General features: G+C 64.3%; 27 protein-coding genes, 1 tRNA gene and 1 pseudogene. 13 read left to right on the plus strand and 16 right to left on the minus strand.

Annotation, left to right across the window (positions count from 1 at the left end; translation table 11 throughout):
* Window positions 1-228 precede the first annotated feature (228 nt).
* Window positions 229-783: a hypothetical protein gene (locus ACP7DD_RS08175; RefSeq protein ID WP_426174231.1), complete on the minus strand. Its 555-nt coding sequence runs from the start codon at window positions 781-783 to the stop codon at window positions 229-231.
* A gap of 116 nt (window positions 784-899) precedes the next feature.
* Here ACP7DD_RS08175 and ACP7DD_RS08180 point away from each other — a divergent pair, with 116 nt between their 5' ends.
* The 4 genes from ACP7DD_RS08180 (at window position 900) to ACP7DD_RS08195 (ending at window position 2,703) form a co-directional block, all read left to right on the plus strand.
* Window positions 900-1,079 (plus strand): helix-turn-helix domain-containing protein, encoded by a 180-nt coding sequence (locus ACP7DD_RS08180; RefSeq protein WP_426174463.1) that lies wholly within the window; start codon window positions 900-902, stop codon window positions 1,077-1,079.
* Between the two features lie 166 nt (window positions 1,080-1,245).
* The gene (locus tag ACP7DD_RS08185; protein WP_426174464.1) at window positions 1,246-1,740 is read left to right on the plus strand and encodes an Hcp family type VI secretion system effector; all 495 of its coding nucleotides are present in this window, start codon (window positions 1,246-1,248) and stop codon (window positions 1,738-1,740) included.
* An 8-nt stretch (window positions 1,741-1,748) separates the two neighbouring features.
* Window positions 1,749-2,141 carry a CHAP domain-containing protein gene (locus ACP7DD_RS08190; protein ID WP_426174232.1) on the plus strand — a complete coding sequence of 131 codons (393 nt, stop codon included), beginning with the start codon at window positions 1,749-1,751 and terminating at the stop codon, window positions 2,139-2,141.
* Window positions 2,122-2,703, plus strand: a complete 582-nt coding sequence (locus tag ACP7DD_RS08195; protein WP_426174233.1) for a hypothetical protein — start codon at window positions 2,122-2,124, stop codon at window positions 2,701-2,703. The genes ACP7DD_RS08190 and ACP7DD_RS08195 overlap by 20 nt, the downstream gene beginning before the upstream one ends.
* A gap of 940 nt (window positions 2,704-3,643) precedes the next feature.
* Here ACP7DD_RS08195 and ACP7DD_RS08200 read toward each other — a convergent pair.
* The 15 genes from ACP7DD_RS08200 to hutC all read right to left on the minus strand — a co-directional run bounded on the left by ACP7DD_RS08200 (window position 3,644) and on the right by hutC (window position 13,447).
* A complete protein-coding gene (locus ACP7DD_RS08200) occupies window positions 3,644-4,456 on the minus strand; it encodes a hypothetical protein (protein ID WP_426174234.1) in 813 nt (270 codons plus the stop codon).
* Complete coding sequence (locus tag ACP7DD_RS08205; RefSeq protein WP_426174235.1) at window positions 4,456-4,797, minus strand: hypothetical protein; 342 nt, start codon at window positions 4,795-4,797, stop codon at window positions 4,456-4,458. The genes ACP7DD_RS08200 and ACP7DD_RS08205 overlap by 1 nt, the downstream gene beginning before the upstream one ends.
* Window positions 4,798-4,805: 8 nt before the next feature.
* Complete coding sequence (locus tag ACP7DD_RS08210; RefSeq protein ID WP_426174236.1) at window positions 4,806-5,039, minus strand: hypothetical protein; 234 nt, start codon at window positions 5,037-5,039, stop codon at window positions 4,806-4,808.
* Window positions 5,036-5,278 (minus strand): helix-turn-helix transcriptional regulator, encoded by a 243-nt coding sequence (locus tag ACP7DD_RS08215; protein WP_426174237.1) that lies wholly within the window; start codon window positions 5,276-5,278, stop codon window positions 5,036-5,038. The genes ACP7DD_RS08210 and ACP7DD_RS08215 overlap by 4 nt, the downstream gene beginning before the upstream one ends.
* Window positions 5,279-5,358: 80 nt before the next feature.
* Window positions 5,359-5,916, minus strand: a complete 558-nt coding sequence (locus ACP7DD_RS08220) for a hypothetical protein (RefSeq protein ID WP_426174238.1) — start codon at window positions 5,914-5,916, stop codon at window positions 5,359-5,361.
* Window positions 5,913-7,154, minus strand: coding sequence for a tyrosine-type recombinase/integrase (locus ACP7DD_RS08225; protein ID WP_426174239.1), 1,242 nt, complete (start codon window positions 7,152-7,154; stop codon window positions 5,913-5,915). The genes ACP7DD_RS08220 and ACP7DD_RS08225 overlap by 4 nt, the downstream gene beginning before the upstream one ends.
* A complete protein-coding gene (locus ACP7DD_RS08230) occupies window positions 7,138-7,314 on the minus strand; it encodes a hypothetical protein (RefSeq protein WP_426174240.1) in 177 nt (58 codons plus the stop codon). The genes ACP7DD_RS08225 and ACP7DD_RS08230 overlap by 17 nt, the downstream gene beginning before the upstream one ends.
* A 5-nt stretch (window positions 7,315-7,319) precedes the next feature.
* Window positions 7,320-7,406, minus strand: a tRNA-Leu gene (locus ACP7DD_RS08235).
* A 73-nt stretch (window positions 7,407-7,479) separates the two neighbouring features.
* On the minus strand, window positions 7,480-7,947 hold the full coding sequence (locus tag ACP7DD_RS08240) for a hypothetical protein (protein WP_426174241.1): 468 nt from the start codon (window positions 7,945-7,947) through the stop codon (window positions 7,480-7,482).
* A gap of 148 nt (window positions 7,948-8,095) precedes the next feature.
* Window positions 8,096-9,817, minus strand: coding sequence for an ArnT family glycosyltransferase (locus ACP7DD_RS08245; RefSeq protein ID WP_426174243.1), 1,722 nt, complete (start codon window positions 9,815-9,817; stop codon window positions 8,096-8,098).
* Window positions 9,818-9,922: 105 nt separating this feature from the next.
* Window positions 9,923-10,192, minus strand: coding sequence for a type B 50S ribosomal protein L31 (locus ACP7DD_RS08250; protein WP_099787180.1), 270 nt, complete (start codon window positions 10,190-10,192; stop codon window positions 9,923-9,925).
* Window positions 10,193-10,336: 144 nt separating this feature from the next.
* The gene (locus tag ACP7DD_RS08255) at window positions 10,337-10,645 is read right to left on the minus strand and encodes a hypothetical protein (RefSeq protein ID WP_426174244.1); all 309 of its coding nucleotides are present in this window, start codon (window positions 10,643-10,645) and stop codon (window positions 10,337-10,339) included.
* Window positions 10,646-10,711: 66 nt separating this feature from the next.
* The gene (gene rho / locus ACP7DD_RS08260) at window positions 10,712-11,974 is read right to left on the minus strand and encodes a transcription termination factor Rho (protein ID WP_099787178.1); all 1,263 of its coding nucleotides are present in this window, start codon (window positions 11,972-11,974) and stop codon (window positions 10,712-10,714) included.
* A gap of 138 nt (window positions 11,975-12,112) precedes the next feature.
* Window positions 12,113-12,439, minus strand: a complete 327-nt coding sequence (gene trxA, locus ACP7DD_RS08265) for a thioredoxin TrxA (RefSeq protein WP_099787177.1) — start codon at window positions 12,437-12,439, stop codon at window positions 12,113-12,115.
* Window positions 12,440-12,727: 288 nt separating this feature from the next.
* Window positions 12,728-13,447: a histidine utilization repressor gene (gene hutC, locus ACP7DD_RS08270; RefSeq protein WP_426174245.1), complete on the minus strand. Its 720-nt coding sequence runs from the start codon at window positions 13,445-13,447 to the stop codon at window positions 12,728-12,730.
* 126 nt (window positions 13,448-13,573) lie between these two features.
* On the opposite strand from hutC, the gene ada reads away from it, so the two are divergent.
* The 9 genes and pseudogenes from ada (at window position 13,574) to hutI (ending at window position 24,490) form a co-directional block, all read left to right on the plus strand.
* Window positions 13,574-14,644 (plus strand): bifunctional DNA-binding transcriptional regulator/O6-methylguanine-DNA methyltransferase Ada, encoded by a 1,071-nt coding sequence (gene ada, locus ACP7DD_RS08275; protein ID WP_426174246.1) that lies wholly within the window; start codon window positions 13,574-13,576, stop codon window positions 14,642-14,644.
* Window positions 14,641-15,330: a 2OG-Fe(II) oxygenase gene (locus ACP7DD_RS08280; RefSeq protein WP_426174247.1), complete on the plus strand. Its 690-nt coding sequence runs from the start codon at window positions 14,641-14,643 to the stop codon at window positions 15,328-15,330. The genes ada and ACP7DD_RS08280 overlap by 4 nt, the downstream gene beginning before the upstream one ends.
* 77 nt (window positions 15,331-15,407) lie before the next feature.
* The gene (locus tag ACP7DD_RS08285; RefSeq protein WP_426174248.1) at window positions 15,408-17,078 is read left to right on the plus strand and encodes an amidohydrolase; all 1,671 of its coding nucleotides are present in this window, start codon (window positions 15,408-15,410) and stop codon (window positions 17,076-17,078) included.
* A gap of 87 nt (window positions 17,079-17,165) precedes the next feature.
* A pseudogene (gene hutU / locus ACP7DD_RS08290) lies at window positions 17,166-18,869 on the plus strand (urocanate hydratase); the annotation flags it as partial.
* 95 nt (window positions 18,870-18,964) lie between these two features.
* Window positions 18,965-20,506 carry a histidine ammonia-lyase gene (gene hutH, locus ACP7DD_RS08295; RefSeq protein WP_426174465.1) on the plus strand — a complete coding sequence of 514 codons (1,542 nt, stop codon included), beginning with the start codon at window positions 18,965-18,967 and terminating at the stop codon, window positions 20,504-20,506.
* An 18-nt stretch (window positions 20,507-20,524) separates the two neighbouring features.
* Entirely contained in the window at window positions 20,525-21,313 is a 789-nt protein-coding gene (gene hutG / locus ACP7DD_RS08300) for an N-formylglutamate deformylase (protein ID WP_426174250.1), read from the plus strand.
* A complete protein-coding gene (locus ACP7DD_RS08305) occupies window positions 21,310-22,680 on the plus strand; it encodes a formimidoylglutamate deiminase (protein ID WP_426174251.1) in 1,371 nt (456 codons plus the stop codon). The genes hutG and ACP7DD_RS08305 overlap by 4 nt, the downstream gene beginning before the upstream one ends.
* Window positions 22,677-23,267 (plus strand): HutD/Ves family protein, encoded by a 591-nt coding sequence (locus ACP7DD_RS08310; protein WP_426174253.1) that lies wholly within the window; start codon window positions 22,677-22,679, stop codon window positions 23,265-23,267. Before ACP7DD_RS08305 ends, ACP7DD_RS08310 begins: the two co-directional genes overlap by 4 nt.
* Window positions 23,264-24,490, plus strand: coding sequence for an imidazolonepropionase (gene hutI / locus ACP7DD_RS08315; protein ID WP_426174254.1), 1,227 nt, complete (start codon window positions 23,264-23,266; stop codon window positions 24,488-24,490). The genes ACP7DD_RS08310 and hutI overlap by 4 nt, the downstream gene beginning before the upstream one ends.
* Window positions 24,491-24,547: the final 57 nt, after the last annotated feature.

A 24,547-nucleotide genomic window follows, 5' to 3' on the forward strand; every position in this document is an offset into this window, starting at 1 on the left:
GAAATCGCCCTGAAAAGCGGCTAGAACTTGGTTCTCAGGAGGCATGCGGGTTTGGATCGATAAATTTCGACTGATCATCGATAAAACCCGAAGGTATTCATGCCTTTTTCAACGCCCTGCTAACAACACGCCGTTGAGTCAGTATGTGACGGCACTGGCGGTGCCGGCTCCCCACCCTGGTTGAGCAGCGCCAGCAAAGCACGGCTGGCGCGCTGTCGCACATCTCATTCACTCGCCCTGATTTTGCTTCATTACCGACAACACGGCGGCGCTATGAATCAGGCCGTCATCGCTCATGGTTTTCGCCCCACGCCCCACATTGCTCAGAAAAATATTCAGGTCTTTCGCCGTTACACGTCCGTCCATGCCGGTGACGATTTTAAAGACGACTTTAAAATTCGCAATCATGGCATCATCATTTTCCAACTGTCCTCTTGACTCGGAAATACGCATGAATTGATAGGCGTTGCCGATCCGGTCGTCTTTTCCGCCGGTTTCCGGTAACAGTGACACCGCCTTTGATAGCTGTCTAAGCAGCCTAACTGAGGGATTTTTTCCAAGCGTCTTGGTCATTTTTTCGCAGATGGCAGCAGTTTCCTCTCCGCTCAATGTCGAGATTCTAACCGGAGAGACAGTCTCGAATCCGCATGAAGCCAACATAGTCGAATTGCTATCGAGAGCGCGCTCTTGGGCCTGCATTTCTTCGGACGACTTGCCGCAACCTGACAGGATAAGAGCGGCCAAGATAGATATGGCAAACATTGGAATGGTATTGGGCCGCATAGCTTCCTAACTGAAATTTAGATGTTCAAAAATGTCACGATCAGAGCGTGGTGATTTAGTATACATTGCTCGACAGTGTCAGCGTGGAAACGCTGAGAAAATCATTGGGCGAACGGGTGCGCCAACTACGCCGCGACGCAGGAGTCTCTCAGGAGGACTTTGCGGACGCGTGCGGGTTCGCTCGCAGCTATATGAGCCGGATTGAGCGGGGCACATCGAACTTGTCTTTGGACGGCATTGAGCGGGTTGCCGCCGCGTTCGGGATTTCTGTTGGGGAGCTATTCGAGGGACTGTAGCGTCGCTTTCCCGAAGGCATGTTTATGTGGCGGACTGGTGCCGGACCGCTCATAACTGCCTAGGGCCAAGCCGCGAGCACCGTCCACTATCTTGTCGCCAGTCAACCCGGCCACCGTTCAGGCAAGCAACAATGCCCATTCCGCACAACCGGAACGGGGTTTCAAAATGGCAATTGACGCATACCTGCAAATCGAAGGCATCAAGGGCGAATCTGCGGATTCCGCTCATCCTGGCTGGATCGAAGCTACCGGCATAAATTGGGGCGTCCACCAACCCAAGAGCGCGACCGCTTCGACAGGCGGCGGCCACACTGCCGAGCGCGCCGAACTGTCGGAAATATCGTTCTCCAAGCTGGCCGACATCTCATCACCGTTACTCTTGCAAACCTGCGCGTGCGGCAAGACGATCCCCAAAGCCAAAATTGAGCTTTTCCGCGCTGATGGCACTGGCGCGCGCGTGAAGTATTTTGAAATCGAACTGGAAAACGTGCTTATCGGTATGGTCAAGCCTCACCTTGGCGGCGCGGATTCCTACCTGATCGAGAACGTCAACCTCAAATTCTCCAAGGTGAAATGGCGCTATGTCCAACAGAAGATTGGCGGCGGAGCTGGCGGCTCGACCATTGGCGGCTGGGACGCGGCTGCAAATAAAATCGCGTGAGGTGAATCATGCCAGTTGACATAAAAAAATTCACGAAGCACCTGCGTGACAATGCAGCCCTAATGCCACCGGGGAAGGGAAGATGCGGCGAGTATGTGCGGAAGGCGTTGCAAGCTGGCGGCGCGAACTTCAATGGCTCCAACCCCGGAACCGGCAAGGAATATGGCCCAACGCTGCTGAGGCTTGGCTTTCACGAAATAATCGTGGCCAACCCCGACACGTTCAACTTTATGCCGGGTGACATCATGGTGATGGAACCGTATGAAAAAAGCACGAACAACGCCGGGCACGTTGCAGGATATGACGGACGAAATTGGATTTCCGACTTCATCCAGAACGACTATTGGGCGGGTCCACGATACCGCAAGGAGAGGCCAAAAAATGCTGTCTTCCGTTACTAGAATCCTCGCGACTGCATTGCTCGCAATCAGCACTGCCGCCAGTGCGACCGGCAGCAACAAGCCACCGCAATTTCTGACCGTCCCTGTCCTCGGCTTGCGAGTGCCGCTCGACCGGATCAACCTCGACCAGTTCCCCGACGACCTGCGCGCGGCATGTAGCCAGCTTTACGATGAAGAACGGTTCACGGCTCACATGTGGGTGTTCGGCAAGGTGAAGGATGCGGCAAGCTCGTATTACATCCTTGCGGGCTACTACAAGTGGCGCAATCCAGCGCCGGGGCAGCGCCTGTATGACCTTTCCGAGTATGGAACCGTGTTCACCATGCGCGGCGGCAAGTGTGGCGGAGACGAAGCCGGGGAAGTGTTCGACGTGCGCGACTTGAACGAGACACCGCTTCCAGTCTTGCAACAGCTTGCGCGCGACCTGGCATCACAATCGGTCCGAGCGTTCGGGAGTCCTGACAAACTGCGCGCGGCCATCATCACCCAGCGGATCGACTTCAACGCTCTTTCGCCTGAATTGCAGGAAGCGTTCAAGCCGTATTTTCCTGCGGCGAAGTAGGCCAGCGCCAGCGCTGCCGTAATACGCTCAAGTTCGCGTGAGGTGGCGACATGAGCGTCATGCAGGGGGAGCATAAACCGTGTTGCTACGCCACCAGCGCCAGCCGTAGCGGGCGCTTAGACGGTGCCGGTGCTGAAGCGGGCGCGGTCGGCGATGTCGCATGGCTCTCTGCCCACGAGCGCCAGCAGCCAGGACATGCGGTCGGTGCCCCCCCCTGTAAGGTTAGACGGCTGGCGCTCCAAAGTTGATGAAAGCTACCCCATCGCGGCAATACTTATATTCTAGGACTTTCACTTTTTGGGGCCGGTGCTGGCGCTGGTAAGTCACTGGTGACTTACTGGGCAAGGCAACAAGGTAAGCGGGTCGTTCCGCTTACCTTGTTGTCCTACCGGGTGGGTGTTACTGGATCACGTAGCAGTCGCCCGCGCCTCGACAGGTTGAGATGATGATTGTCGGGACGCCTTCGATGTGTCCGTGATGTGTGATGAATGGGCCGCTGTCGATGGATTGGGTGATGGTCATGACGTCCAGACGGTCTGTTGCGTGTTCAAGTGTGATGCACTTCATGTTGCGTGTGTTCCTCTACAGTTGGTCGGCTTGTCGAACCGGTAGGCGATCTTACGGGTTTTGCAATGGTGTCGTCAAGCAATACGGCGGGCCGGTTGGGATGACGGGTTTTCCCTCGTCTGAGGGCAGAAATTGCCCCGCGTTGGTTGCGCGTTGGTTGCGCGTTGGTTCTCACAATGTGGAATGAGGGGGTGGCAAGGGGGTGCTTTTTGCCACCCCCTCAATTGGGCCTTGTGCCACCCCCTCGGGTCGCCTCTTTTTGCCACCCCATCGGATGTTCGATTCTCCGGGCGTGGAGGTGTGTTTAGGGGGTGGCGTGGAACAATGTGGAACTACGTTCCAAAAAACACAATTTTTCGACCCGAGTTCGGGGCTACCCACACAAATAGTCACCTATTTTTTCACGTAGCACGGCGCGCACTTTTTCAAGCTGTTTTGCCGCCGCCTGTCTCGTCATCGTTTCGCCGCTCAGCAGCATGTAGCGTGCCGCGATCATGGCCGCGCTTTCGCCCTTGCCCATGCGCGAGCAATGCCAGAGTGCATGACGGCGCGCGAGCGACGCCTGCGCGTCCGCCTCGCTGAACGTGGGCGTCCTGTGGACCGTTTGCAGGTTGTCATGCAATGTTTGTCGCACCCGCTCGCCGAGGATAGCTGTGGCCTCTGCCTCTCGCTTGATCGGCGTCGAGCGGAGGTATGCAGACTCCCACTGTTGGCGTTTCGTCATGCTTAACGATCCAGCAAGTTTCCACGCTGGGCGCTTGCCTGCATAAAAAGCGAACTCGGCTTCACGGAGAAAAACCGTCTCGCTGCCGGTCAACAGCGCCTTGCCTCGTTGGTATCGCGCCGCGCTTGCATGGCCGGGGTGCTGGCGGCGCAGCCATGCCAAGTCTGCCATTGCCAAATCGGCCAGCTGGTTGACGCTGGCGCTGACCAGCGCCAGCCGTTCATGCCAAAAACACGGAGGGATGCCGCGCTCGATCAGCTCGCCCGCCATGGCGTAAGCGGTCAGGCGTTTGCCGTCCGCATACGCCGCCCGGTATCGCTGGATCAGGTCGGCCCTGTCGAGCTTCGCCACCCGCCGCCGCGCTTCGCTGAGAGTGGCAGGCGTGACGGCGTGCAGCAGCGACGAGAACGGCGTGTATGACATTGCCGATGGATCGGCCGCTGTCGGTGCATCCTGTCGCATCAGGAGGCCGTAGCGGTGCTCTTGAGGTCGGCCAGCAACTCATCAAGCTCGGCATCGGTGCTTTCGGCTAGCGTCCGGTAGGTGGGCGCGCAGCGCCCGATACAGGCCAGAATGCTTTCGGTGCTCGTGTCGCCAAGTCGCAGCCTGTCGGCCAGCGCCGAGTGCTCCGCCGTCCCTTTCAGGAACTCCTTCATGAAGGCAGCGGCCTCCAAAAGTTCGCCGGGGTGGACTGCGGCTGCGGTGACGAACGCCGTCAGCGTTTCCGCTTCATCGGCAAGCCAGGACACGGCGCGCTTGTCGATCAGGTCGAGGGCGGAGAATTTGATTTTCTGCATCGTCACGTCTTCCCTCATTGGCCGATGTCATACCAGATGCCGGACAGCTCGTCGGCCTTCTGATTGTGGTGTTCGGCAATGATGATGGGCACGCCGTGGCGCGTGCCGTGATGGACCGTGAAGCCGCCCATGTCGATGGAGTATTCAAGCTGTGATTCGGTCATCGTCTGCGTCACGGTGGCGAGGTCAACCGCGTGGAAGTGTTCGACGCTGAGCGGGCTGTGTGGGCGCTTGGTGTTTATGCTCATGCCGCCACCTTCTGATGGCTGGCTTGAATGCGGGTCTGAATCCAAGCATCGACGGATGATGCGAGCCAGCCAACAGCCCGCTCGCCCAACTTGACCGGGGCGGGGAAGGTGCCATTCTTCACTCCGGCGTAGATACTAGCGCGACCAAGGCCGCAGCGGCCTTTGACCTGTGGGAGTCGGAGAATAATTTCTCCCGTCATGGTGTTTGGCGGGAGGGGGAATGCTATTACGTTCGTCATGTCTGATACCTTTCGTAAGTGTCTGTTTGCTGCCGGTGAGCAGCAACAGACCGAACGATATCGGTTTGAATTCTGACGGTCTAGCTGGCGTGACTTGACGTGACCTGACGTGACTTGGCGTGATGTTCTTCCTGCCGTTTGAATAGCGCGGCAAGCGTTCGGCGTGCATAGTGGTCGAATTCCGATCCCTGTGTTCGTCCGTAAATTCCGCCTCGATACCGAATTCCTTTGCCATGTATGTAGCCTGTTACTTCATCCGGTGATTCATCAGTGCCGGCCATGCGCACAAGCTCAATCCAAACGCGACCGAGGCTTTCAAGGTCAAAGCCTGTAGCGCGAACACTCCGCATTGCCCGCGCTATAAACGGAACAAGAGCATGGTTGGTATTTTGTAATTTTGGGAGCAGGACGGTCAATTTCCTCTCTGCGTCTATCTCGGCTGCGGTGCGCATCGCCGCCGCGATCTGCTCCGGGGTGTCCGTGGGTTTAGTCTCAATCCCGAAGCCACCCACCGTTATTTTCAGCTCCCATGCGCTGTCACTGGCACCAGTGACGGCTTCCGATCTTGGCTCCGGTGCGCTGTTGTCGGTTGCCGTTCCAAATGCGCCCCAGCTAGGGTAAATCTTTTCGTCGTTCATGCTGCCTTTCCAAAGTTGGCGACAACCACATTGCCGCCCTGTCTAATTGCGTCGAGGTAGTCGGCCCAGCGCTGCATCATGAGGCGGCGGGCCGGTAGGTGTGCCGTGCGGTTATAGGCGCGCCCGTTCGGGTCTTTGACGGCATGGGCGAGCTGGTGCTCGATCAGGTCCACGCGTTCACCGAGCACTTCATCCATGATCGTGCGGGCCATTGCGCGGAAGCCGTGACCGGTCATCACCTCTTTGCCGTAGCCCATGGCGCGCAGCGCCGCATTGATCGTGTTTTCACTCATACAGCGCTCGCCAGTTCGGACGCTGGGGAACACATATTTGCCATGCCCCGTCATCGAATGGAGCGCCCGCAGCAACTCCACCGCTTGCGTGGACAGCGGGACCAAGTGATCCGTCTTCATTTTCATCTTGCTACCGGGGATGCGCCACTCGGCGGCGTCAAGGTCGATCTCCGTCCACTCCGCAGCCCGCAGCTCGCCAGGACGCACGAACACCAACGGCGACAGCTTGAGCGCCGCGACGGCGTAGGGATGGCCGGTGTAGGCGTGTATGGAGCGCAGAAGTTCGCCCGCTTGCTTTGGCTCCGTGATAGCCGCGTAGTGGGCCTCTGGCGCCGTCGCAAGCGCATCGCGCAGGTCGGCAGTCACGTCACGTTCCGCCAGCCCGCCTGCTACCGCGAACCGGAACACCTGCCCGCATAGTTGCTTGATCTTGTGCGCGGACTCAATCGCACCGCGTGCCTCAATAATGTGCAACGCGCTCAATACGTCGCGTGGCTTGATGGTGGACACAGGCATTGCGCCGATTACAGGAAAGATATTCCGTTCTAGCCATGCGGTATTCTTTTCCTGGGTGCTGATGGCGCGGTCCGCCGCCGTCTTCGCAAGCCATGCGCGCGCCACAGCCTCAAAGGTATGGATGGCCGCAACGCTCCTTGCGTGCTTGTCTTCGCGCTTGGCCTGTCCGGGGTCGATGCCTTCAGCCAGCAGCTTGCGCGCCGCCGCACGCTTCGTCCGGGCGTCCAGGAGCGAGATTTCGGGGTAGGGGCCGAACGTGAGCCGGTTGTTCTTGCCGTTCGGCTGGCGGTAGGCCATGCGCCAAACCTTAGATCCGCTCGGCATGATCTCCAGATACATGCCACCGCCATCGGCCAGAGTGTAGGCCTTCTCTTTTGGTTTGGCGCTTCGTGCTTGGGTGTCGGTCAGAGGTTTAGCGAGTTTTGGCATCTTGCATCCATGCGGTTTTGAGGTTTGAATCCATGGATGAAAGTATGGATGCAAGGTTGCCGGATGTAAATGGACGCCAAAAGCCCTCAACAAACAAAAAACCCGCATTCTCACAGGGAGAGTTGCGGGTCATTGGTTGCTGCTGGACTTCTTCAAACATGATCATGGTGCCGGGAGCCGGAATCGAACCGGCACGCTGTTTCCAGCGCGGGATTTTGAGTCCCGTGCGTCTACCTATTCCGCCATCCCGGCAACGCGACCCGCATTATGGCTGATTTAGCAGGATGCGGCAACTGTTTTGGCCGGGATCGCTCGCCGCCGCGCCTTAGCCAGTCAGCCGCTGCTGCAGCATGCGCAGCACGAACACCGGGCCGACGACGACGATGGCGTGATCGCTGACCTTGATGGCGATCGCGTTTTCCTTCCAGTGGACGATCCTTGCCTGTGGCTGGTAGCAGGACTGGCCGTCGACGGACTCGGCGCGGTGGTAGCCCATGGCCCGGATCGCTTCATCGAGCGTCTTGACGAAATGCTGGGCATGGAAGCGGGTGTGCACCTGGAAGCGCCCCGGCAGCGCGGCAAACACCGGCGCCAGGCCGCCGAGCAATACCGGGATCACGATGTAGGCCAGCGGCGCGCTCGGGTCGATCGCCGCGCACAGCATCGCGATGAAGGTCAGGCCGACTGCCAGCGCCAACCCGAGCGAGACCAGCTGGCCCCGCGACTGGATCGGCCACAGGAAACGGAATGCATCGTGCGCCCTGACCACTTGAGACATCGACACGCTTTTCATGATGAGCTCCCCGAGATGGAACCGTTGACCAGTTCTATATTCTCGGCGTCAATTTCCGTAGCGAATTGATATTTCTCAAGTCGAATCGACGTGCACGTCGCTGCCGCCAGGCGTGCCGGGCGGCCCGCGGCCCATCTGCTGCGCGGTCTTACTTGACGCGGCGGTACAGGCGGAACCGTTCGTCAGGGTCGGACGGGCGCCGTCCTTCCCACAGCAGCGCCCACTGCTTGCCGCGGAAGGCTTGCGTGATTTCGCCGTCATCCCTCAGGTCCATGCTGTCCTGCAGCAGCAGCAAGTCGCATTGTTCGTCGCCGAAGCTGGCGAAAGTCAAGCCGCCGTAAAAGGCGAACGACGCGCGCTGGGCCGCTCCGACATTGGTCAGGATGCAGGCGCCGCCTTCCGGCAGCTTGGCGGCGATTTGCTGCGCCACGTTGTTGTAGCTCTTGCTGTAATTAAATTGTGGCAGCAGCAGCGTCATCAGCAGCACCCAGAACAGGATCAGCCCGCCCGACGACAGCACCACGGCGCGCCACAGCACCGCCGGCTGGCGCGAGATGCGCCAGTGCACCAGCACGAACCAGCCGATGGTGGCCGCGGCAGCCACCAGGCACGCGATGATGCCGAACTCGGCGTGAAAGCCGGGCGACTGCCGCGCTGCGTTCTTGGCCAGCTGCGCCGGCCAGCCGGTCAGCGTGGCGCACCACCACAGCCAGATGCCGCCGGCAATCATGGTCAGCACCATCACCGAGAACCAGTCGATCGCGTTGATGGTGCCGCGTTTCATCGCCGGCAGCCCGAACGCGGCCATGATGGCCAGCGGTGGCAGCAGCTTGAGCAGGTCGCCGCTTTCCGGCGCCGGATCGAACAGGATCAGCAAGGTCAGCGCGCCGGCAAAGCTGAGCGGCAGCACGATGTGCAGCAGCCGCCGCTGGCGCCGCCAGGCGTAGGTCGCCCAGATCGCGAACGGCCAGGCCGGCCAGAAGAACCAGATGCCGACCTTGAGGAACGCTTTCAGTGAATGCAGGCTCGGCAGGCCGATCTGGCTCAGGTTCCAGGCCATCCAGCTGTCGACCGGCGACAGCTGGTAAGGGCGCAGCGTCGCCGCCGGCACGATCCACAGCAGTGCGATCAGCAACGCCACCAGCGCGGCGTAGCCCAGGTCGCGCAGCGTGCGCGCGGCCGGCAAGTCGAGGAAACGGGTGCACAGGAACAGCGCCAGCGCCAGGGTGCATGGCGGCAGCCAGCCGCGCGTGAGCGTCAGCGTGCCCAGCGCCAGGCCGATCAGCCCGGCATTGCCCAGGCTTGGCGCCTCGACGTAGCGCACCGCGCGGTACAGGAAGAAGGCCAGCAGCGACCCTTGCAGCGTCACCGCCAGCGTTTCGTGGCTGTTGAGCAGCAGGCCGAGGCAGCCGAGGTAGATCAGCAGGGCGGTGTCGGCCAGCGTGCGGCCGTAGTCGTCCGGCTCGGGCTGGCCGCCGAAGGCCAGCCGCAGCGGCTGGGCATCCGGGCGCCGGCCCAGGTGGAAGGCGGTGTACCAGACCGACAGCGCGCCGAGCACGAAAATGCCGATCGTCGACACGCGCGCGGCCATGACGTCGCCGAGCAGCCAGCCGAGCAGCTTGATGCAGAGCGCGCCGAGCCAGAACGCCAGCGGGCCTTCGTCGGCCAGCGGCAGGCCGGCGACGTTCGGCAGCAGCCAGTCGCTGACACTGCCGTGCGCCATCGTCCACATGATGCCGAAGCTGGCCGCGTCGTCTTTCCACAGGTCGCGCCCGATCAGGCCGGGCAGGATATATAACAGGCCGAGCCCGAAAATGGCCCAGCGTGGCAAGGCGAGGGTAGCGGCGGCGGCTAGGCGGACTGGCTTCATCGATAACTGTTTGGTCACGGGCACAGCCCTGAAAGTCGGAAATAGTGCGTAGTATCCGCGAAAAAAAAGCAGCCGTAGCTGCTTTTTTTACTTGCGGCCGGAAACTTAGCCGTTTGCGACGGCAGTCTTCGAACCGACTGCGCCGAATTTCTGGCGGAATTTCTCAACGCGGCCAGCGGTGTCGACGATCTTGTGCTTGCCGGTGTAGAACGGGTGCGATTCAGCCGACACCTCGATCTTGACCAGTGGGTACTCTTGACCTTCGTGGGTGATTTTGTCACGGGTCTGGATGGTCGAGCGGGAAACGAATTTGAAGTCGCACGAAACGTCGTGGAATACGACATCGCGGTAATCTGGGTGGATATCTTTACGCATGGTCTTGCCTCTTTAAGTTTGGTAGCCAATCTGCACTTCGTCGGTCGTCGAGCCTCTTGACCCGGTTGCCGATCACTTGCCAGGGGTTTGTTACTGCAACCGGCGATTATACAGGTGGTTGAGGGTGGAAGGCAATACCAGGGCTCAGCCTGGGGGCAACAGCTTCAACATTGTCACTATCATGCCGGCGAAACCGAGGAGCATCGTGAGCAGCGTCGCGGTCATCCACCGCTGGATCTCGGCTTTGAAGGCGTAGACTTCCATGCGCAACGCAACGATGTCCGCCCTCACCGCCGCCTTCAGTTCGATCAGATCGGCTTTCGTTGCAAGTGTCGGCAAGATGGTGTCGAACCGGGTTTCAAGTACGATCAGGCGCCTGTCCATCTTCAGAATATAGGCCGCCCAATCGCCGTTGGCAAGGTCAGCTTCGTCGGTTCCGGAATTGAGCGCCATGATGGTCTCCCAAGCGAAAAAAGGGAACGCCGCGGCGTCCCCTTTTTTGTGATGCTGCAGGGGGCGTTAGCCGCCGCGGCGCATCAGGTCGAAGAACTCGTTATTGTTCTTCGTCGCCTTCATCTTGTCGAGGATGAACTCCATCGCTTCGATCTCGTCCATCGAGTACAGCAGCTTGCGCAGGATCCAGATCTTCTGCAGCTGGTCCGGCTTGATCAGCAGCTCTTCGCGGCGGGTGCCCGACTTGTTCAGGTTGATCGCCGGGTAGACGCGCTTCTCGGCCAGGCGGCGCTCGAGGTGCACTTCCATGTTGCCGGTACCCTTGAACTCCTCGAAAATCACGTCGTCCATGCGCGAGCCGGTTTCGATCAGCGCGGTGGCGATGATGGTCAGGGAGCCGCCTTCCTCGATGTTACGGGCGGCGCCGAAGAAACGCTTCGGACGCTGCAGCGCGTTGGCGTCGACACCACCGGTGAGTACCTTGCCCGACGCTGGAATGACGGTGTTGTAGGCGCGCGCCAGGCGGGTGATCGAGTCGAGCAGGATCACCACGTCTTTTTTCATTTCGACCAGGCGCTTGGCTTTTTCCAGCACCATCTCGGCAACCTGCACGTGGCGCGTGGCCGGCTCGTCGAAGGTCGATGCGACCACTTCGCCGCGTACCGAACGCTGCATCTCCGTCACTTCTTCCGGGCGCTCGTCGATCAAGAGCACGATCAGGGTGCAGTCAGGATGGTTCGCGGTGATCGCGTGCGCCATGTGCTGCAGGATGACCGATTTGCCCGACTTCGGCGACGCCACCAGCAGGCCGCGCTGACCTTTGCCGATCGGCGCGATCAGGTCGATGATGCGGCCGGTGATGTTCTCCTGGCCCATCATCTCGCGCTCGAGGCGCAGCGGCTCGTTCGGGTGCAGCGGGGTCAGGTTCTCGAACAGGATGCGGTGCTTCGACGCTTCCGGCGATTCGCCATTGACCTTGTCGACCTTGACCAGCGCGAAATAGCGCTCGCCGTCTTTCGGGGTGCGTACTTCGCCTTCGATCGAGTCGCCCGTGTGCAGGTTGAAGCGGCGGATCTGCGACGGCGAAATGTAGATGTCGTCGGTCGAGGCCATGTAGGAGGCGTCGGGCGAGCGCAGAAAGCCGAAGCCGTCCGGCAGCACTTCGAGGGCGCCGTCGCCAAAAATTTGTTCGCCTGACTTCGCGCGCTTTTTCAGGATCGCGAACATCAGTTCTTGTTTGCGCAGGCGGGCCGCGTTGTCGATATCGAGGCCAATTGCCATCTCGAGGAGCGCCGAGACGTGCATTGCCTTCAGTTCAGATAAGTGCATGAGTTGAGTCCCGTGACGGGAAAGTAAAGGTAGGGGAGGGGATTGCGTGGGTTAATTATTTGGGGAGGATTCAGACGAGGCTGCTTCGCTTCCCGGCCGGATTGGACGACAGCGCGGGCGCGCTGCCGTCGCATCATATCAGATGTTACTGTCGATGAACGAAGTCAACTGGCCCTTGGCCATGGCGCCCACCTTCTGGGCGGCGGCAACGCCGTTTTTGAACAGGATCAGAGTCGGGATGCCGCGGATGCCGAACTTGGCCGGCACCGCCTGGTTGGCGTCGACGTCCATCTTGGCGATCAGGATCTTGCCGTCGTACTCCTTTGCCACCTCTTCGAGGATCGGGCCGATGGCCTTGCAGGGACCGCACCATTCAGCCCAGAAATCGACCAGCACCGGACGCTCCGACTTGAGGACGTCGGCTTCGAAAGATGCGTCGGTGATGTGTTTAATATTTTCGCTCATGTTTTCTTCCTCAATTGAGGGTAGGGATCAAATTACGCCGCCGCGTGCCGATCAGACGTTCGTCGGATCCTGCGACGGCACGCCGGCCAGCTTCCTTTTGTTGCAACACTTATGGTGGCGACGGAGTCCGCAAATTCAATAAGTGGAGGGGCGTCAAAGGGGGCGTCAGGCGGGGGATTAGACGAAATAATAACCTATTTTCCCAAAAAGGGGCGGTGGTTCGTACGAAATGTTGAGCAATGCGCAAGCGCGTGCCTTTCCCGCCTTGCCGGCGCCGGCAAGGCGCAACTATCCGACGCTGCCGGTGAACTGGTACAGCGCGCCCGGATGCCACATCGTCACCACCGACGCCACATGCCCCGACGACGTCGTGCGGCGGCGCAGCACCAGGCAGCTTTCGCGCGCATCGATCGCCAGCATCTCGGCCACGTCGCGCGGCGCCGCCAGCGCTTCGATGCTGTAGGTGGCGCCCTGCAGCGGCGCGGCAACCATCAGGTGCTCGTTCGGCGTCAGCACGCTGAAGTCCTGCTCCAGGTAACGCGGCGCGCAGGCCGGGTTGACCCAGCGGTCCTCGACCTGGATCGGCGTGTCGTTTTCGAAGTGGACGATCACCGAATGGAACAGCGCGCTGCCGGCGGCCAGCGCGAACTGCTGCGCCAGAACGTCGCTGGCGCGGCCCGCTTCGAGCTTGCGCAGGCTGCTGCGGTGGACGTGGCCGCGCGCGCGGATCTCGTCGGCGATGCTCTTGATCTCGACCAGCGTCGCCTGGTATTTTTTCGGCGCGACGAACGTGCCCGAGCCTTGCCGGCGCGTGAGCACTTGTTCGGCCGTCAGTTCGCGCACGGCGCGGTTGACCGTCATGCGCGAGACGCCGAACTGGCGCACCAGCGCCTGCTCGGACGGCACCACTTCTCCTTCTTTCCAGCGGCCGGCCGCGATTTCGCTGACCAGATAGTCCTTGATGCGCTGGAAAATAGGCGTGCTGTCTTGCGCGATCTGTTCTTCCAAACTACTCTCCGAGGGGCGGGCGATAATCCGATTCTAGCACTTCAATTCAAAAGCAAGACCCGGGGTTTCTTTCGCCGCCGCAGGGTGCACGATGCTGGTTCGGCTCCCACCCACAGAGGCAAAATCATGAACGCAGCAATCCAATCGGCCGGCTACCGCGGCGACGCCGGACGCTGGCAGGCGGTGCAGAACCGCGACGCCGAGGCCGACGGCCAGTTCTACTATTCGGTCAGCAGCACCGGCGTGTACTGCCGGCCCTCGTGCGGCGCCCGGCCGGCGCTGCGCCGCAATGTGCGCTTCCACGACAGCTGCGCCGAGGCCGAACTGGCCGGCTTTCGCGCCTGCCTGCGCTGCAAACCGGACCAGCCGCCGCTGGCCGAGCGCCATGCCGCGGCGGTGGCGCGCGCCTGCCGCCTGATCGACGCCGCCGAAGAGGCGCCCGACCTGGACAGCCTGGCGCAGGCGTCCGGCATGAGCCGCTTCCATTTTCACCGCGTCTTCAAGGCCCACACCGGCATCACGCCGAAAGCCTACAGCGCCGCCGGCCGCGCGCGCCGCCTGCAAGAAGGCCTGGCCGGCGCGCCTACCGTGACCGATGCGATCTACGCCGCCGGCTTCAACTCGAGCGGGCGTTTTTACGCCGCATCGAGCGAGGTGCTCGGCATGAGCGCCACGACGTACCGCGCCGGCGGCAGCGGCGCCTCGATCCGCTTTGCCATCGGCGCCTGCTCGCTCGGCGCGATCCTGGTGGCGGCCACCGACAAGGGCATCTGCGCCATCCTGATGGGCGACGATCCCGAGCGCTTGGTACGCGATCTGCAAGACCGCTTCCCGCGCGCCGAACTGCGCGGCGCCGAGCTGGACTTCGAGGCGACCGTCGCCAAAGTCGTCGGGCTGGTCGAGTCGCCGGCCATCGGCCTTGACCTGCCGCTCGACGTGCGCGGCACCGCGTTCCAGCAGCGCGTCTGGCAGGCGCTGCGCGCGATACCGTCCGGCGCCACCGTCAGCTACGCCGAACTGGCCGAGCGGGTCGGCGTGCCATCCGGCGCGCGCGCCATCGCCGGCGCCTGCGCCGCCAATCCGGTCGCCGTCGCCATTCCATGTCACCGCGTGGTCAGGCAGGACGGCACCCTGTCCGGCTACCGCTGGGGCGTCGAGCGCAAGGCGGCGCTGCTCGAGCGCGAGGGCAAGGCATGACGGGCGATCAGTGGCAGCGCATCGCCGCCGACCTCGACGAGCATGGCTGCGCCGTCGTGCCAGGCTTGCTGACGGCGGCCGAATGCGCCGCGTACGCGGCCGCTTACGACTCGCCGCAGCTCTACCGCAGCCGCGTGGTCATGGAGCGCCACGGTTTCGGCCGCGGTGAATATCAGTACTTCGCCTATCCGCTGCCGCCGGCGCTGGCCGAACTGCGCGCCGCGCTGTATCCGCAACTGGCCGCCATCGCCAACCGCTGGTACGGCGCGCTCGGCATCGATAAGCGCTTCCCGCCGCAGCACGCCGAATTCATCGCCCGCTGCCACGCCGCCGGCCAGTTGCGGCCAACGCCGCTCGTGCTGCGCTACCGCGAGGGCGACTACAACTGCCTGCACCAGGACCTGTACGGCGAACACGTATTCCCGCTGCAGGTCGCGGTGCTGCTGTCGCGCCCCGGCGACGACTTCGCCGGCGGCGAATTCGTGCTCACCGAGCAGCGCCCGCGCATGCAGTCGCGCGCCGAGGTGGTGCCGCTGGCGCTGGGCGACGCCGTCATCTTCCCGGTCAGCCTGCGCCCGGTGAACGGCGCGCGCGGCCCTTACCGCGTCAACATGCGGCACGGCGTCAGCCGGCTGCGCGCGGGCCTGCGCCACACCCTCGGCATCATCTTCCACGACGCCCTCTGAGCGGCGACCTGCATGCCGGATTGACCATTTCACAAATGTCTATACACTCTCCAGTTCAACTCAACGGAGAGAAAACCATGCGCCTGGCCCTGCTGCACAGTTCCCTGTTTGTCCTCGCTTCCATGGGAGCGCTCGGCGCCGCCCAGGCCGATACAGTGCTCGACCGCGCCAACGGTTACACCCTCAACAGCAAGAACGAGCTGGTGCGATTCACGTCGCTGGCGTTCGACGACAAGGGCAAGGTCACCGCCGTCGGCAGCGCCTCCGAGGTAGCGGCCAAGGCGCCCAAGGCGCGCCATATCGACATGCAGGGGCGTACCGTGCTGCCAGGGCTGATCGACGCCCACGGCCACGTATTCGGCCTGGGCGAGATGCTCACCCAGCTCGACCTGTCGACGACGGCCTCGCTGGCCGACGCCCTTAAAGCTGTCAGCGCCTACGCCGGCGCCAATCCGAAGCAGCCGTGGCTGCGCGGGCGCGGCTGGAACCAGGAGATCTGGAAGCTGGGCCGCTTCCCCACCGCCGCGGAACTCGACGGCGCGCTGGCCGACCGCCCGATCTGGCTCGAACGCGTCGACGGCCATGCCGGCTGGGCCAACAGCCGCGCGCTGCAGCTGGCCGGCATCACCAACACGACGCCCGATCCGGCCGGTGGAAAGATCATGCGCGACGCCGCCGGCAACGCCACCGGCATCCTGGTCGACGCCGCGCAGTCCCTGGTGCAGAAGGTCATGCCGAACCAGACCGAGGCGCAGGCGCGCGTGGTGCTCGACCGCGCGCTGGCCGAAATCGCCCGCGTCGGCATCACCAGCGTGCACGACGCCGGTGTCGACTCGGGCAACGACCGCCTCTACCGCGACTACGCCGACCACGGCAAGCTCACCGTGCGCGTGTACGGCATGATCGGCGGCGTCGAACAGGACTTCGACCGCCTCGCCGCCAAAGGCCCGCTGAAGACCTACGCCGGCGACATGTATGCGCTGCGCGCCGTCAAGCTGTACTCCGACGGCGCCCTCGGCAGCCGCGGCGCGGCGCTGATCGCGCCCTACAGCGACGAGCCGTCCTCGCGCGGCCTGCTGTTCAGTAGCGACGCGTCGATGCGCGCGACGATGGAAAAGGCGATGAAGAAGGGCTACCAGGTCAACGTTCACGCCATCGGCGACGCCGGCAACCGCCAGATCCTCGACGGCTACCAGGCGCTGGTGACCAGCACCGCCAGCGCCGGCCAGCGCCACCGCATCGAGCACGCCCAGGTCGTCGCCCTCGGCGACATCGCCCGCTTCAAGGGCATCGGCATCATCCCGTCGATGCAGCCGACCCACGCCACGTCCGACATGAACATGGCCGAGCAGCGCGTCGGCGCCGAGCGTATCAAGGGCGCCTACGCCTGGCGCACCTTCCTCGAGCAAGGCTCGCGCATCGCCTGCGGCTCCGACTTCCCGGTCGAGTCGCCCAACCCGTTCTTCGGCATCCACGCCGCCGTCACGCGCCAGGATGCGCAAGGCCAGCCGGCCGCCGGCTGGTATGCCGGCCAGGCGATGACCTTGAAAGAGGCGTTCCGCTGCTTCACCCTCGACGCCGCCTACGCCGGCCACCAGGAGGACAAACTCGGCTCGCTCGAACCGGGCAAGTGGGCCGACTTCATCGTCATCGACCAGGACCTGTTCACCATGCCGGCCAGCGCCATCCACAACACCGGCGTGCTGGAAACCTGGGTCGCCGGGCGCAAGGTCTACCAGCGCAAGTGAGCGGGGCCGGGCAGGCCGCCGAAAAGTGTTGACGAACTTGTATAGACAACCTAGACTTCAGGGGCCTACCCAATTCCAGGAGCTGCCATGAGCACCGATCCAAGTCACGACGTCGACCCGCGGTTCGATTCCAGCCGCGTCGTCCGCGCCCCGCGCGGCACCGAACTGGCCTGCAAGAGCTGGCTCACTGAAGCTGCCTACCGCATGCTGCAAAATAACCTCGATCCGGAAGTGGCGGAAAATCCGCAGCACCTGGTGGTCTATGGCGGCATCGGACGCGCGGCGCGCAACTGGGCCTGCTTCGACCAGATCCTGGCGTCCTTGCGCACGCTAGGCGACGACCAGACCTTGCTGATCCAGTCCGGCAAACCGGTCGGCGTCTTCCAGACCCACGTCGATGCGCCGCGCGTGTTGATCGCCAATTCGAACCTGGTGCCGAAGTGGTCCACCTGGGAGCACTTCAATGAACTCGACCGCAAGGGCCTGTTCATGTACGGCCAGATGACGGCCGGCAGCTGGATCTACATCGGCACCCAGGGCATCGTCCAGGGCACCTACGAAACGTTCGCCGAAGCCGGCCGCCAGCACTTCGGCGGCGACTGGGGCGGGCGCTGGATCCTCACCGCCGGCCTGGGCGGCATGGGCGGCGCCCAGCCGCTGGCGGCCAGCTTCGCCGGCGCCGTCTCGCTCAACATCGAGTGCCAGCAGAGCAGCATCGACTTCCGCCTGCGCACCGGTTACCTCGACAAGCAGGCCGCCAGCATCGACGACGCCATTTCGCTGATCGAGCAGCACACCGCCGCGCGCGAAGCGGTCTCGATCGGCCTGCTCGGCAACGCCGCCGAGGTGCTGCCGGAGCTGGTGCGGCGCGCCAAAGCCGGCGGCATCGTGCCCGACCTCGTCACCGACCAGACTTCGGCGCATGACCTGATCAACGGCTACCTGCCGCTCGGCTGGAGCGTCGCCGAATGGAAGGCCGCGCAGCAGGACCCGGCCGAGCACGCGCGCCTGAAAGCGGCCGCCTCGGAATCGTGCGCCGTCCATGTGCAGGCGATCCTCGACTTCCACGCGATGGGCGTGCGCGCCGTCGACTACGGCAACAACATCCGCCAGGTCGCGTTCGACCAGGGTATCGCCGACGCCTTCTCCTTCCCCGGCTTTGTGCCGGCGTATATCCGGCCGCAGTTTTGCGAAGGGCGCGGGCCGTTCCGCTGGGTCGCGCTGTCGGGTGACCCGGAAGACATCTACAAGACCGACGCCAAGATCAAGGAGCTGTTCCCGCACCATAGGCAGGTCCACCATTGGCTCGACATGGCGCGCGAGCGGATCGCCTTCCAGGGCTTGCCGGCGCGGATCTGCTGGCTGGGCCTGGGGGAGCGCCACATCGCCGGCCTCGCCTTCAACGAGATGGTGCGCACCGGCGAACTGAAGGCGCCGATCGTCATCGGCCGCGACCACCTCGACACCGGCTCGGTCGCCAGCCCGAACCGCGAAACCGAGAGCATGCGCGACGGTACCGACGCGGTGTCGGACTGGCCGCTGCTCAACGCCATGCTCAACACGGCAGCCGGCGCCACCTGGGTCTCGCTGCACCACGGCGGCGGCGTCGGCATGGGCTACTCTCAGCATGCCGGCATGGTGATCGTCGCCGACGGCAGCGAGGCCGCCGCCAGGCGGCTGGCCCGCGTGCTCGTCAACGACAGCGGCTCGGGCGTGATGCGCCACGCCGATGCCGGCTACGAAACCGCAATCGCCTGCGCCGAGCGGAACCACCTTGACCTCCCTATGGTCCTGCAGGACGGGAACCGTTCCTTGCAAGGAACGGTCGTTTCGCAGGCAGGCAGCGTGCTGCCTGAACCTCCTGCTACACCAATGATCAAATAATGATGACTACTTCAACCGACAGCTGGACCCTGATCCCTGGTGTCATGACCTTGGCCGACCTGCGCGCGGTGTGGACTTCCAGCGCCCCGGTGGTGCTGGCCGACAGCGCCTGGCCGGCCATCGAAGCGTCCGCCGCGGCGGTGCGCGCGATCGTCGCCAAGGGCGACGCCGCCTACGGCATCAACACCGGCTTCGGCATCCTGGCCAGGCAGCGCATCCCCGACCAGCAGCTCGAGCAGCTGCAGCGCAACCTGATCCTGTCGCACTCGGTCGGCACCGGCGCGCTGCTGTCGGACGCCGTGGTGCGCCTGGTGATGCTGATGAAGATCGGCAGCCTGGCGCGCGGCTATTCGGGCGTGCGCCCGGTCATCGTCGAAACCCTCGTCGCGCTGTACAACGCCGGCATCATGCCGGCCATTCCGGCCAAGGGGTCGGTCGGCGCCTCGGGCGACCTGGCGCCACTGGCTCACATGACGCTGGCGATGCTCGGCGTCGGCCAGGTACGCGTCAACGGCGAACTGCTTGATGCCACCGAAGCGCTGGCCGCCGCCGGCATCGCCCCGGTGGTGCTGGCCGCCAAAGAAGGGCTGGCGCTGATCAACGGCACCCAGGTATCGACCGCGCTGGCGCTGCACGGCCTGTTCATGGCCGAGCGCCTGCTGGAGGCGGCCATCGTCGCCGGCTCGCTGTCGTTGGATGCCGCCAAGGGCAGCGACGCCCCGTTCGATGCACGCGTGCACGCGGTGCGCGGCCAACCTGGCCAGATCGCCACCGCCGCCATCTACCGCGAGCTGATGGCCGGCAGCGCCATTCGCGCCTCGCACCTGGTCGGCGACGAGCGGGTGCAGGATCCGTATAGCTTGCGCTGCCAGCCGCAGGTCATGGGCGCTGTGATGGACATTATTAATAACGCTGCGCGCACCTTGCTCATCGAAGCGAACGCGGTGACCGACAATCCGCTCATTTTCGATGGCACCATTATCTCGGGCGGGAATTTCCACGCCGAGCCGGTCGCCTTTGCCGCCGACACGCTGGCGCTGGCGATCGCCGAAATCGGCGCGCTGGCCGAGCGCCGCATCGCGCTGCTGATCGACGCCACCTTGTCCGGTCTGCCGCCATTCCTGGTGCGCGACCCCGGCGTCAATTCCGGCTTCATGATCGCGCACGTCACCGCCGCCGCGCTGGCGTCGGAGAACAAGTCGCTGGCCCATCCGGCCAGCGTCGACAGCCTGCCGACGTCGGCCAACCAGGAAGACCATGTCAGCATGGCCACCTTCGCCGCGCGCCGGCTCGACGATATGGCGCACAATACAGCTGTCATCGTCGGCATCGAGCTGCTGGCGGCGGCGCAGGGCATCGACTTCCACCGGCCGCTGACGAGCTCCGCGCACCTCGAGCACGTGCATGAGCAACTAAGGCGCCAGGTGCCGTTCTTCGATGCCGACCGCTTCTTCGCGCCCGACATCGAAGCGGCCAAGCAGATGGTCATCGACGGAACGCTGAGCGCCTCGTGCAAGGAAGTATTCGCCGCGCTGTATCAATAAGTAAAGCCAGGAGTGACGATGGATTTCGAGTTCAAGGCCGGCAGTATCCCGATCCTGGTGTCGATGCCGCATGCCGGCGCCGACATCCCGGACGACATAGCGGCCCGCATGGCGCCGTGCGCGCTGGCCAGGGCCGACACCGACTGGCACCTGCCGCAGCTGTATGACTTCCTCGGCGAGATGGGCGCCTCGACCATTGCCGCGCGCTGGTCGCGCTACGTCATCGACCTGAACCGCCCGCCCGAGGACACCAACCTGTATCCCGGCATGGACACCACCGGCCTGTGCCCGGTCGACACCTTCGGCCGCGAGCGTTTGTACCTCGCCGGCCACGACCCGTCCGACGCCGACGTGCGGCAGCGGCTGGCGCGCTACTGGCGGCCCTATCACCAGCAGCTGCGCGCCGAACTCGATCGCCTGCTGGCGCTGCACGGCAAGGTGGTGCTGTGGGATGCCCATTCGATCGCGTCGACGGTGCCGCGCTTTTTCGACGGCCGCCTGCCCGACCTGAACTTCGGCACCGCCGACGGCGCCTCGTGCGACCAAGGGCTGGCCGACGCCGTGGTGGCCGCGGCGCCCGCAGCGAGTCAGTACAGCATCGCCGTCAACGGCCGCTTCAAGGGCGGCTACATCACCCGCCAGTACGGCCGCCCCGCCGCCAACGTGCACGCGATCCAGCTCGAAATGTGCCAGTGTCTGTACATGGACGAGAGCACGCCGTTCGCCTACCGGCCGGACGTGGCACGCCGGATCCAGCCGGCGCTGCGCCAGATGGTGGCGGCCGCCGCCGATTGGGTCCGCCAGTGAACGCGCGGCTGTTCGCCCGCCACGCCTTGCTGCCGCATGGCTGGGAGGCGGATGTCCTGATCGAGTGGGACGCCGGCGGCACGCTGATGTCGGTCACTTCCGGTTCGATTCCAGTCGGAGGGATCGAGATCGCGCAGCTGGTGGTGCCGGGCATGGTCAACCTGCATTCGCACGCCTTCCAGCGCGCGCTGGCCGGCCTGACCGAAACAGCCGGCGACAACCCGGACAGCTTCTGGACCTGGCGCGAGCTGATGTACCGCTTCGCGCGCACAATCACGCCCGAGCAGATCGAAGCCATCGCCGCCCAGCTGTTCGTCGAGTGCCTGCGCCACGGCTACACGGCGGTGTGCGAATTCCATTACGTGCAGCGCGCGCCCGGCGGCACGCTGTATCCGCGGCCGGCCGAAACGGCCGAGCGGGTGGTCGCCGCTTCGCGCGCCGCCGGCATCGGCCTGACGATGCTGCCGGTCTTGTACAGCTATGCCGGCTTTGGCGACCTGCCGCTCGGCGCCGACCAGCAGCGCTTTCGCACCGATCCGGCGCAGGTGCTGCAGATGGTCGAGGCGCTCGAACCGATGCGCGGCGGCCAGCTCGAAATCGGCGCGGCGCCGCATTCGCTGCGCGCCGCGTCGATCACGCAGATACAGCAGCTGGCGCGGGCGATGCCGGCCGGCCGCCCGCTGCACATCCACATCGCCGAACAGCAGGGCGAGGTGCTGCAGTGCCAAACCGCCACCGGCATGCGCCCGCTGCGCTACTTGTCCGAGCACCTCGCGCTCGATGCGCGCTGGTGCCTGGTGCACGCGACCCACATCGACGCCGACGAAGTCGAGCGCATCGCTGCCAGCGGCGCTGTCGCCGGCCTGTGTCCCACCACCGAGGCAAACCTGGGCGACGGCCTGTTCCCGCTGGCGCAGTTCAGCGCTGCCGGCGGGCGCTTCGGCATCGGCAGCGACAGCCACGTTTCGCAAAGCCCGGTCGAAGAACTGCGCTGGCTCGAATACGGCCAGCGCCTGCAGCACCAGCGCCGCAACGTCGCGGTGTCGCCGACGCAGCGCAAGGTCGGCGAGTTCCTGTGGCAGGGCGCCTTGCAGGGCGGGGCGCAGGCGAGCGGGCGCAAGGTTGGCGCGCTGGCGGCCGGCATGCGCGCCGACCTGCTGGTGCTCGATAGCGAACACCCTAACCTGGCCGGCGCGCCGCCCGGCGACGTGCTCGGCATCTTCGTTTTTGCCGGCAACGACAACCTGGTGCGCGACGTGCTGGCGGGCGGGCGCTGGGTGGTGCAAGCGGGGCGCCACGCCGACCAGGACGCCATCGCCAGCGGCTACAAACAGGCTATCGCCAACCTGCGGGAGGTTCGCTCATGACCATGCTGATTGCCTTCGCCAGCCTGGCGCCGGTGCCGTGGAAAAACGGCGGCGGCAGCACCACCGAGATCGCCATCGAGCCGCCCGGGGCGCTGTTGTCGGACTTCGACTGGCGCGTCAGCCTGGCGACGATTTCGCAAAACGGACCGTTCTCGCTGTTTCCCGGAGTCGACCGGACACTGGTGCTGGTGGAAGGTCCCGGCATGGTGCTCGACGTCGACAACAGCGGGCGCTTCGTGCTCGGCGAGGACGAAGTCATCATCGAGTTCGCCGGCGAGTTGGCGATCCAGGCCACGCTCGCCGGCGCGCCGACCATCGACTTTAACGTCATGACGCGGCGCACGGTATGCCACCACAAGTTCGGCATCCGGCGCCTGTCGGGCAGCTCGGTGTTCGCGCCGCGCGGCGACCGCTCGCTGCTGTTCCTGGCCGAAGGCGAGAGCCTGTCGATCAGCAGCGACGACGAGCGCATCGGCATGGTGCGCTTCGACGCGGCGATGTTCGACACCGATACCCTGTGGACGCTGGAGTCGAGCGAAGCGACCGTGTTCATCGTCGATATCTTCTTCGGCGCCGAGGTCCCATGAGGGAGCCTGGCGACACCGTCTTCGTCAACCTGCACCTGGCCACCATGGCCGGCGGCTACGGCGAGCAGCGCGACGGCGCGGTGCGGGTGCGCGACGGCCGCATCGCGTGGGTCGGGCCGCGCGCCGATGCGCCGGTCGACGGCGCCACCCTGGTCGACGGCGGCGGCTGCTGGCTTACGCCCGGCCTGATCGACTGCCACACGCACATCGTCCACGCCGGCAACCGTAGCGACGAATTCGAAGCGCGCCTTAACGGCGCCAGTTACGAGGACATCGCCCGCGCCGGCGGCGGCATCATGTCGACCGTGCGCGCCACCCGCGCCGCCACCGAAGACGAGCTGCTGCTCCAAAGCCTGCCGCGCGTGGCCAGCTTGCTGGCCGAGGGAGTCACCACGATCGAAATCAAGTCCGGCTATGGGCTCGACCTCGAATCGGAGGCCAGGATGCTGCGCGTGGCGCGCCGGGTCGCAACCGAGCTGCCGGTCAGTGTCGCCACCACCTTCCTCGGCGCCCATGCGCTGCCGCCGGAGTTTAGCGGCCGGCCCGACGACTACATCGGCGCCGTTTGCGCGATGCTGCCGCAGCTGGCCGCCGAAGGCCTGGTCGACGCGGTCGACGCTTTCTGCGAGCGGATCGGCTTTTCCCATGCGCAGACCGAACGCGTGTTCGACGCGGCGCGCCGGCTCGCGCTGCCGGTCAAGCTGCACGCCGAACAGCTGTCCGACCAGCGCGGCGCCGAGCTGGTGGCGCGCTACAACGGCCTGTCGGCCGACCACCTGGAGCACCTGGGCGCAGCGGGCGTTGCCGCGATGGCCGCCGCCGGCACGGTCGCGGTGCTGCTGCCGGGCGCCTACTACTTTTTGCGCGACACCACGCCGCCGCCGGTAGCGATGCTGCGCGCGGCCGGCGTGGCGATGGCGGTGGCCACCGACTGCAATCCCGGCACGTCGCCACTGACCTCGATCCTGCTGGCGATGAACATGGCCTGCACCCTGTGGCGCCTGACGCCGCAGGAGGCGCTGGCCGGCTGCACCGTCAACGCCGCGCGGGCGCTCGGGCGCGAAGCGGACATCGGCACCATCGAAGTGGGCAAGCGCGCCGATTTCGCGCTATGGGACATCGCCCGTCCCGCCGACCTGTCGTACGCAATGGGCCTCAACCCCTGCCGTGGCGTGGTCAATGCAGGCGTGCTGCGCGCGCCGGTGGTAAGCTGGCGCGACTGATTTTTCCTGGAGAGTGCGTGCGCACCAGACTTGTCGCGGCCATTCTCTGGTTCGCAG

The sequence above is a fragment of the Massilia sp. TWR1-2-2 genome (assembly GCF_049897565.1).
Classification (GTDB): domain Bacteria; phylum Pseudomonadota; class Gammaproteobacteria; order Burkholderiales; family Burkholderiaceae_D; genus JAFCUW01.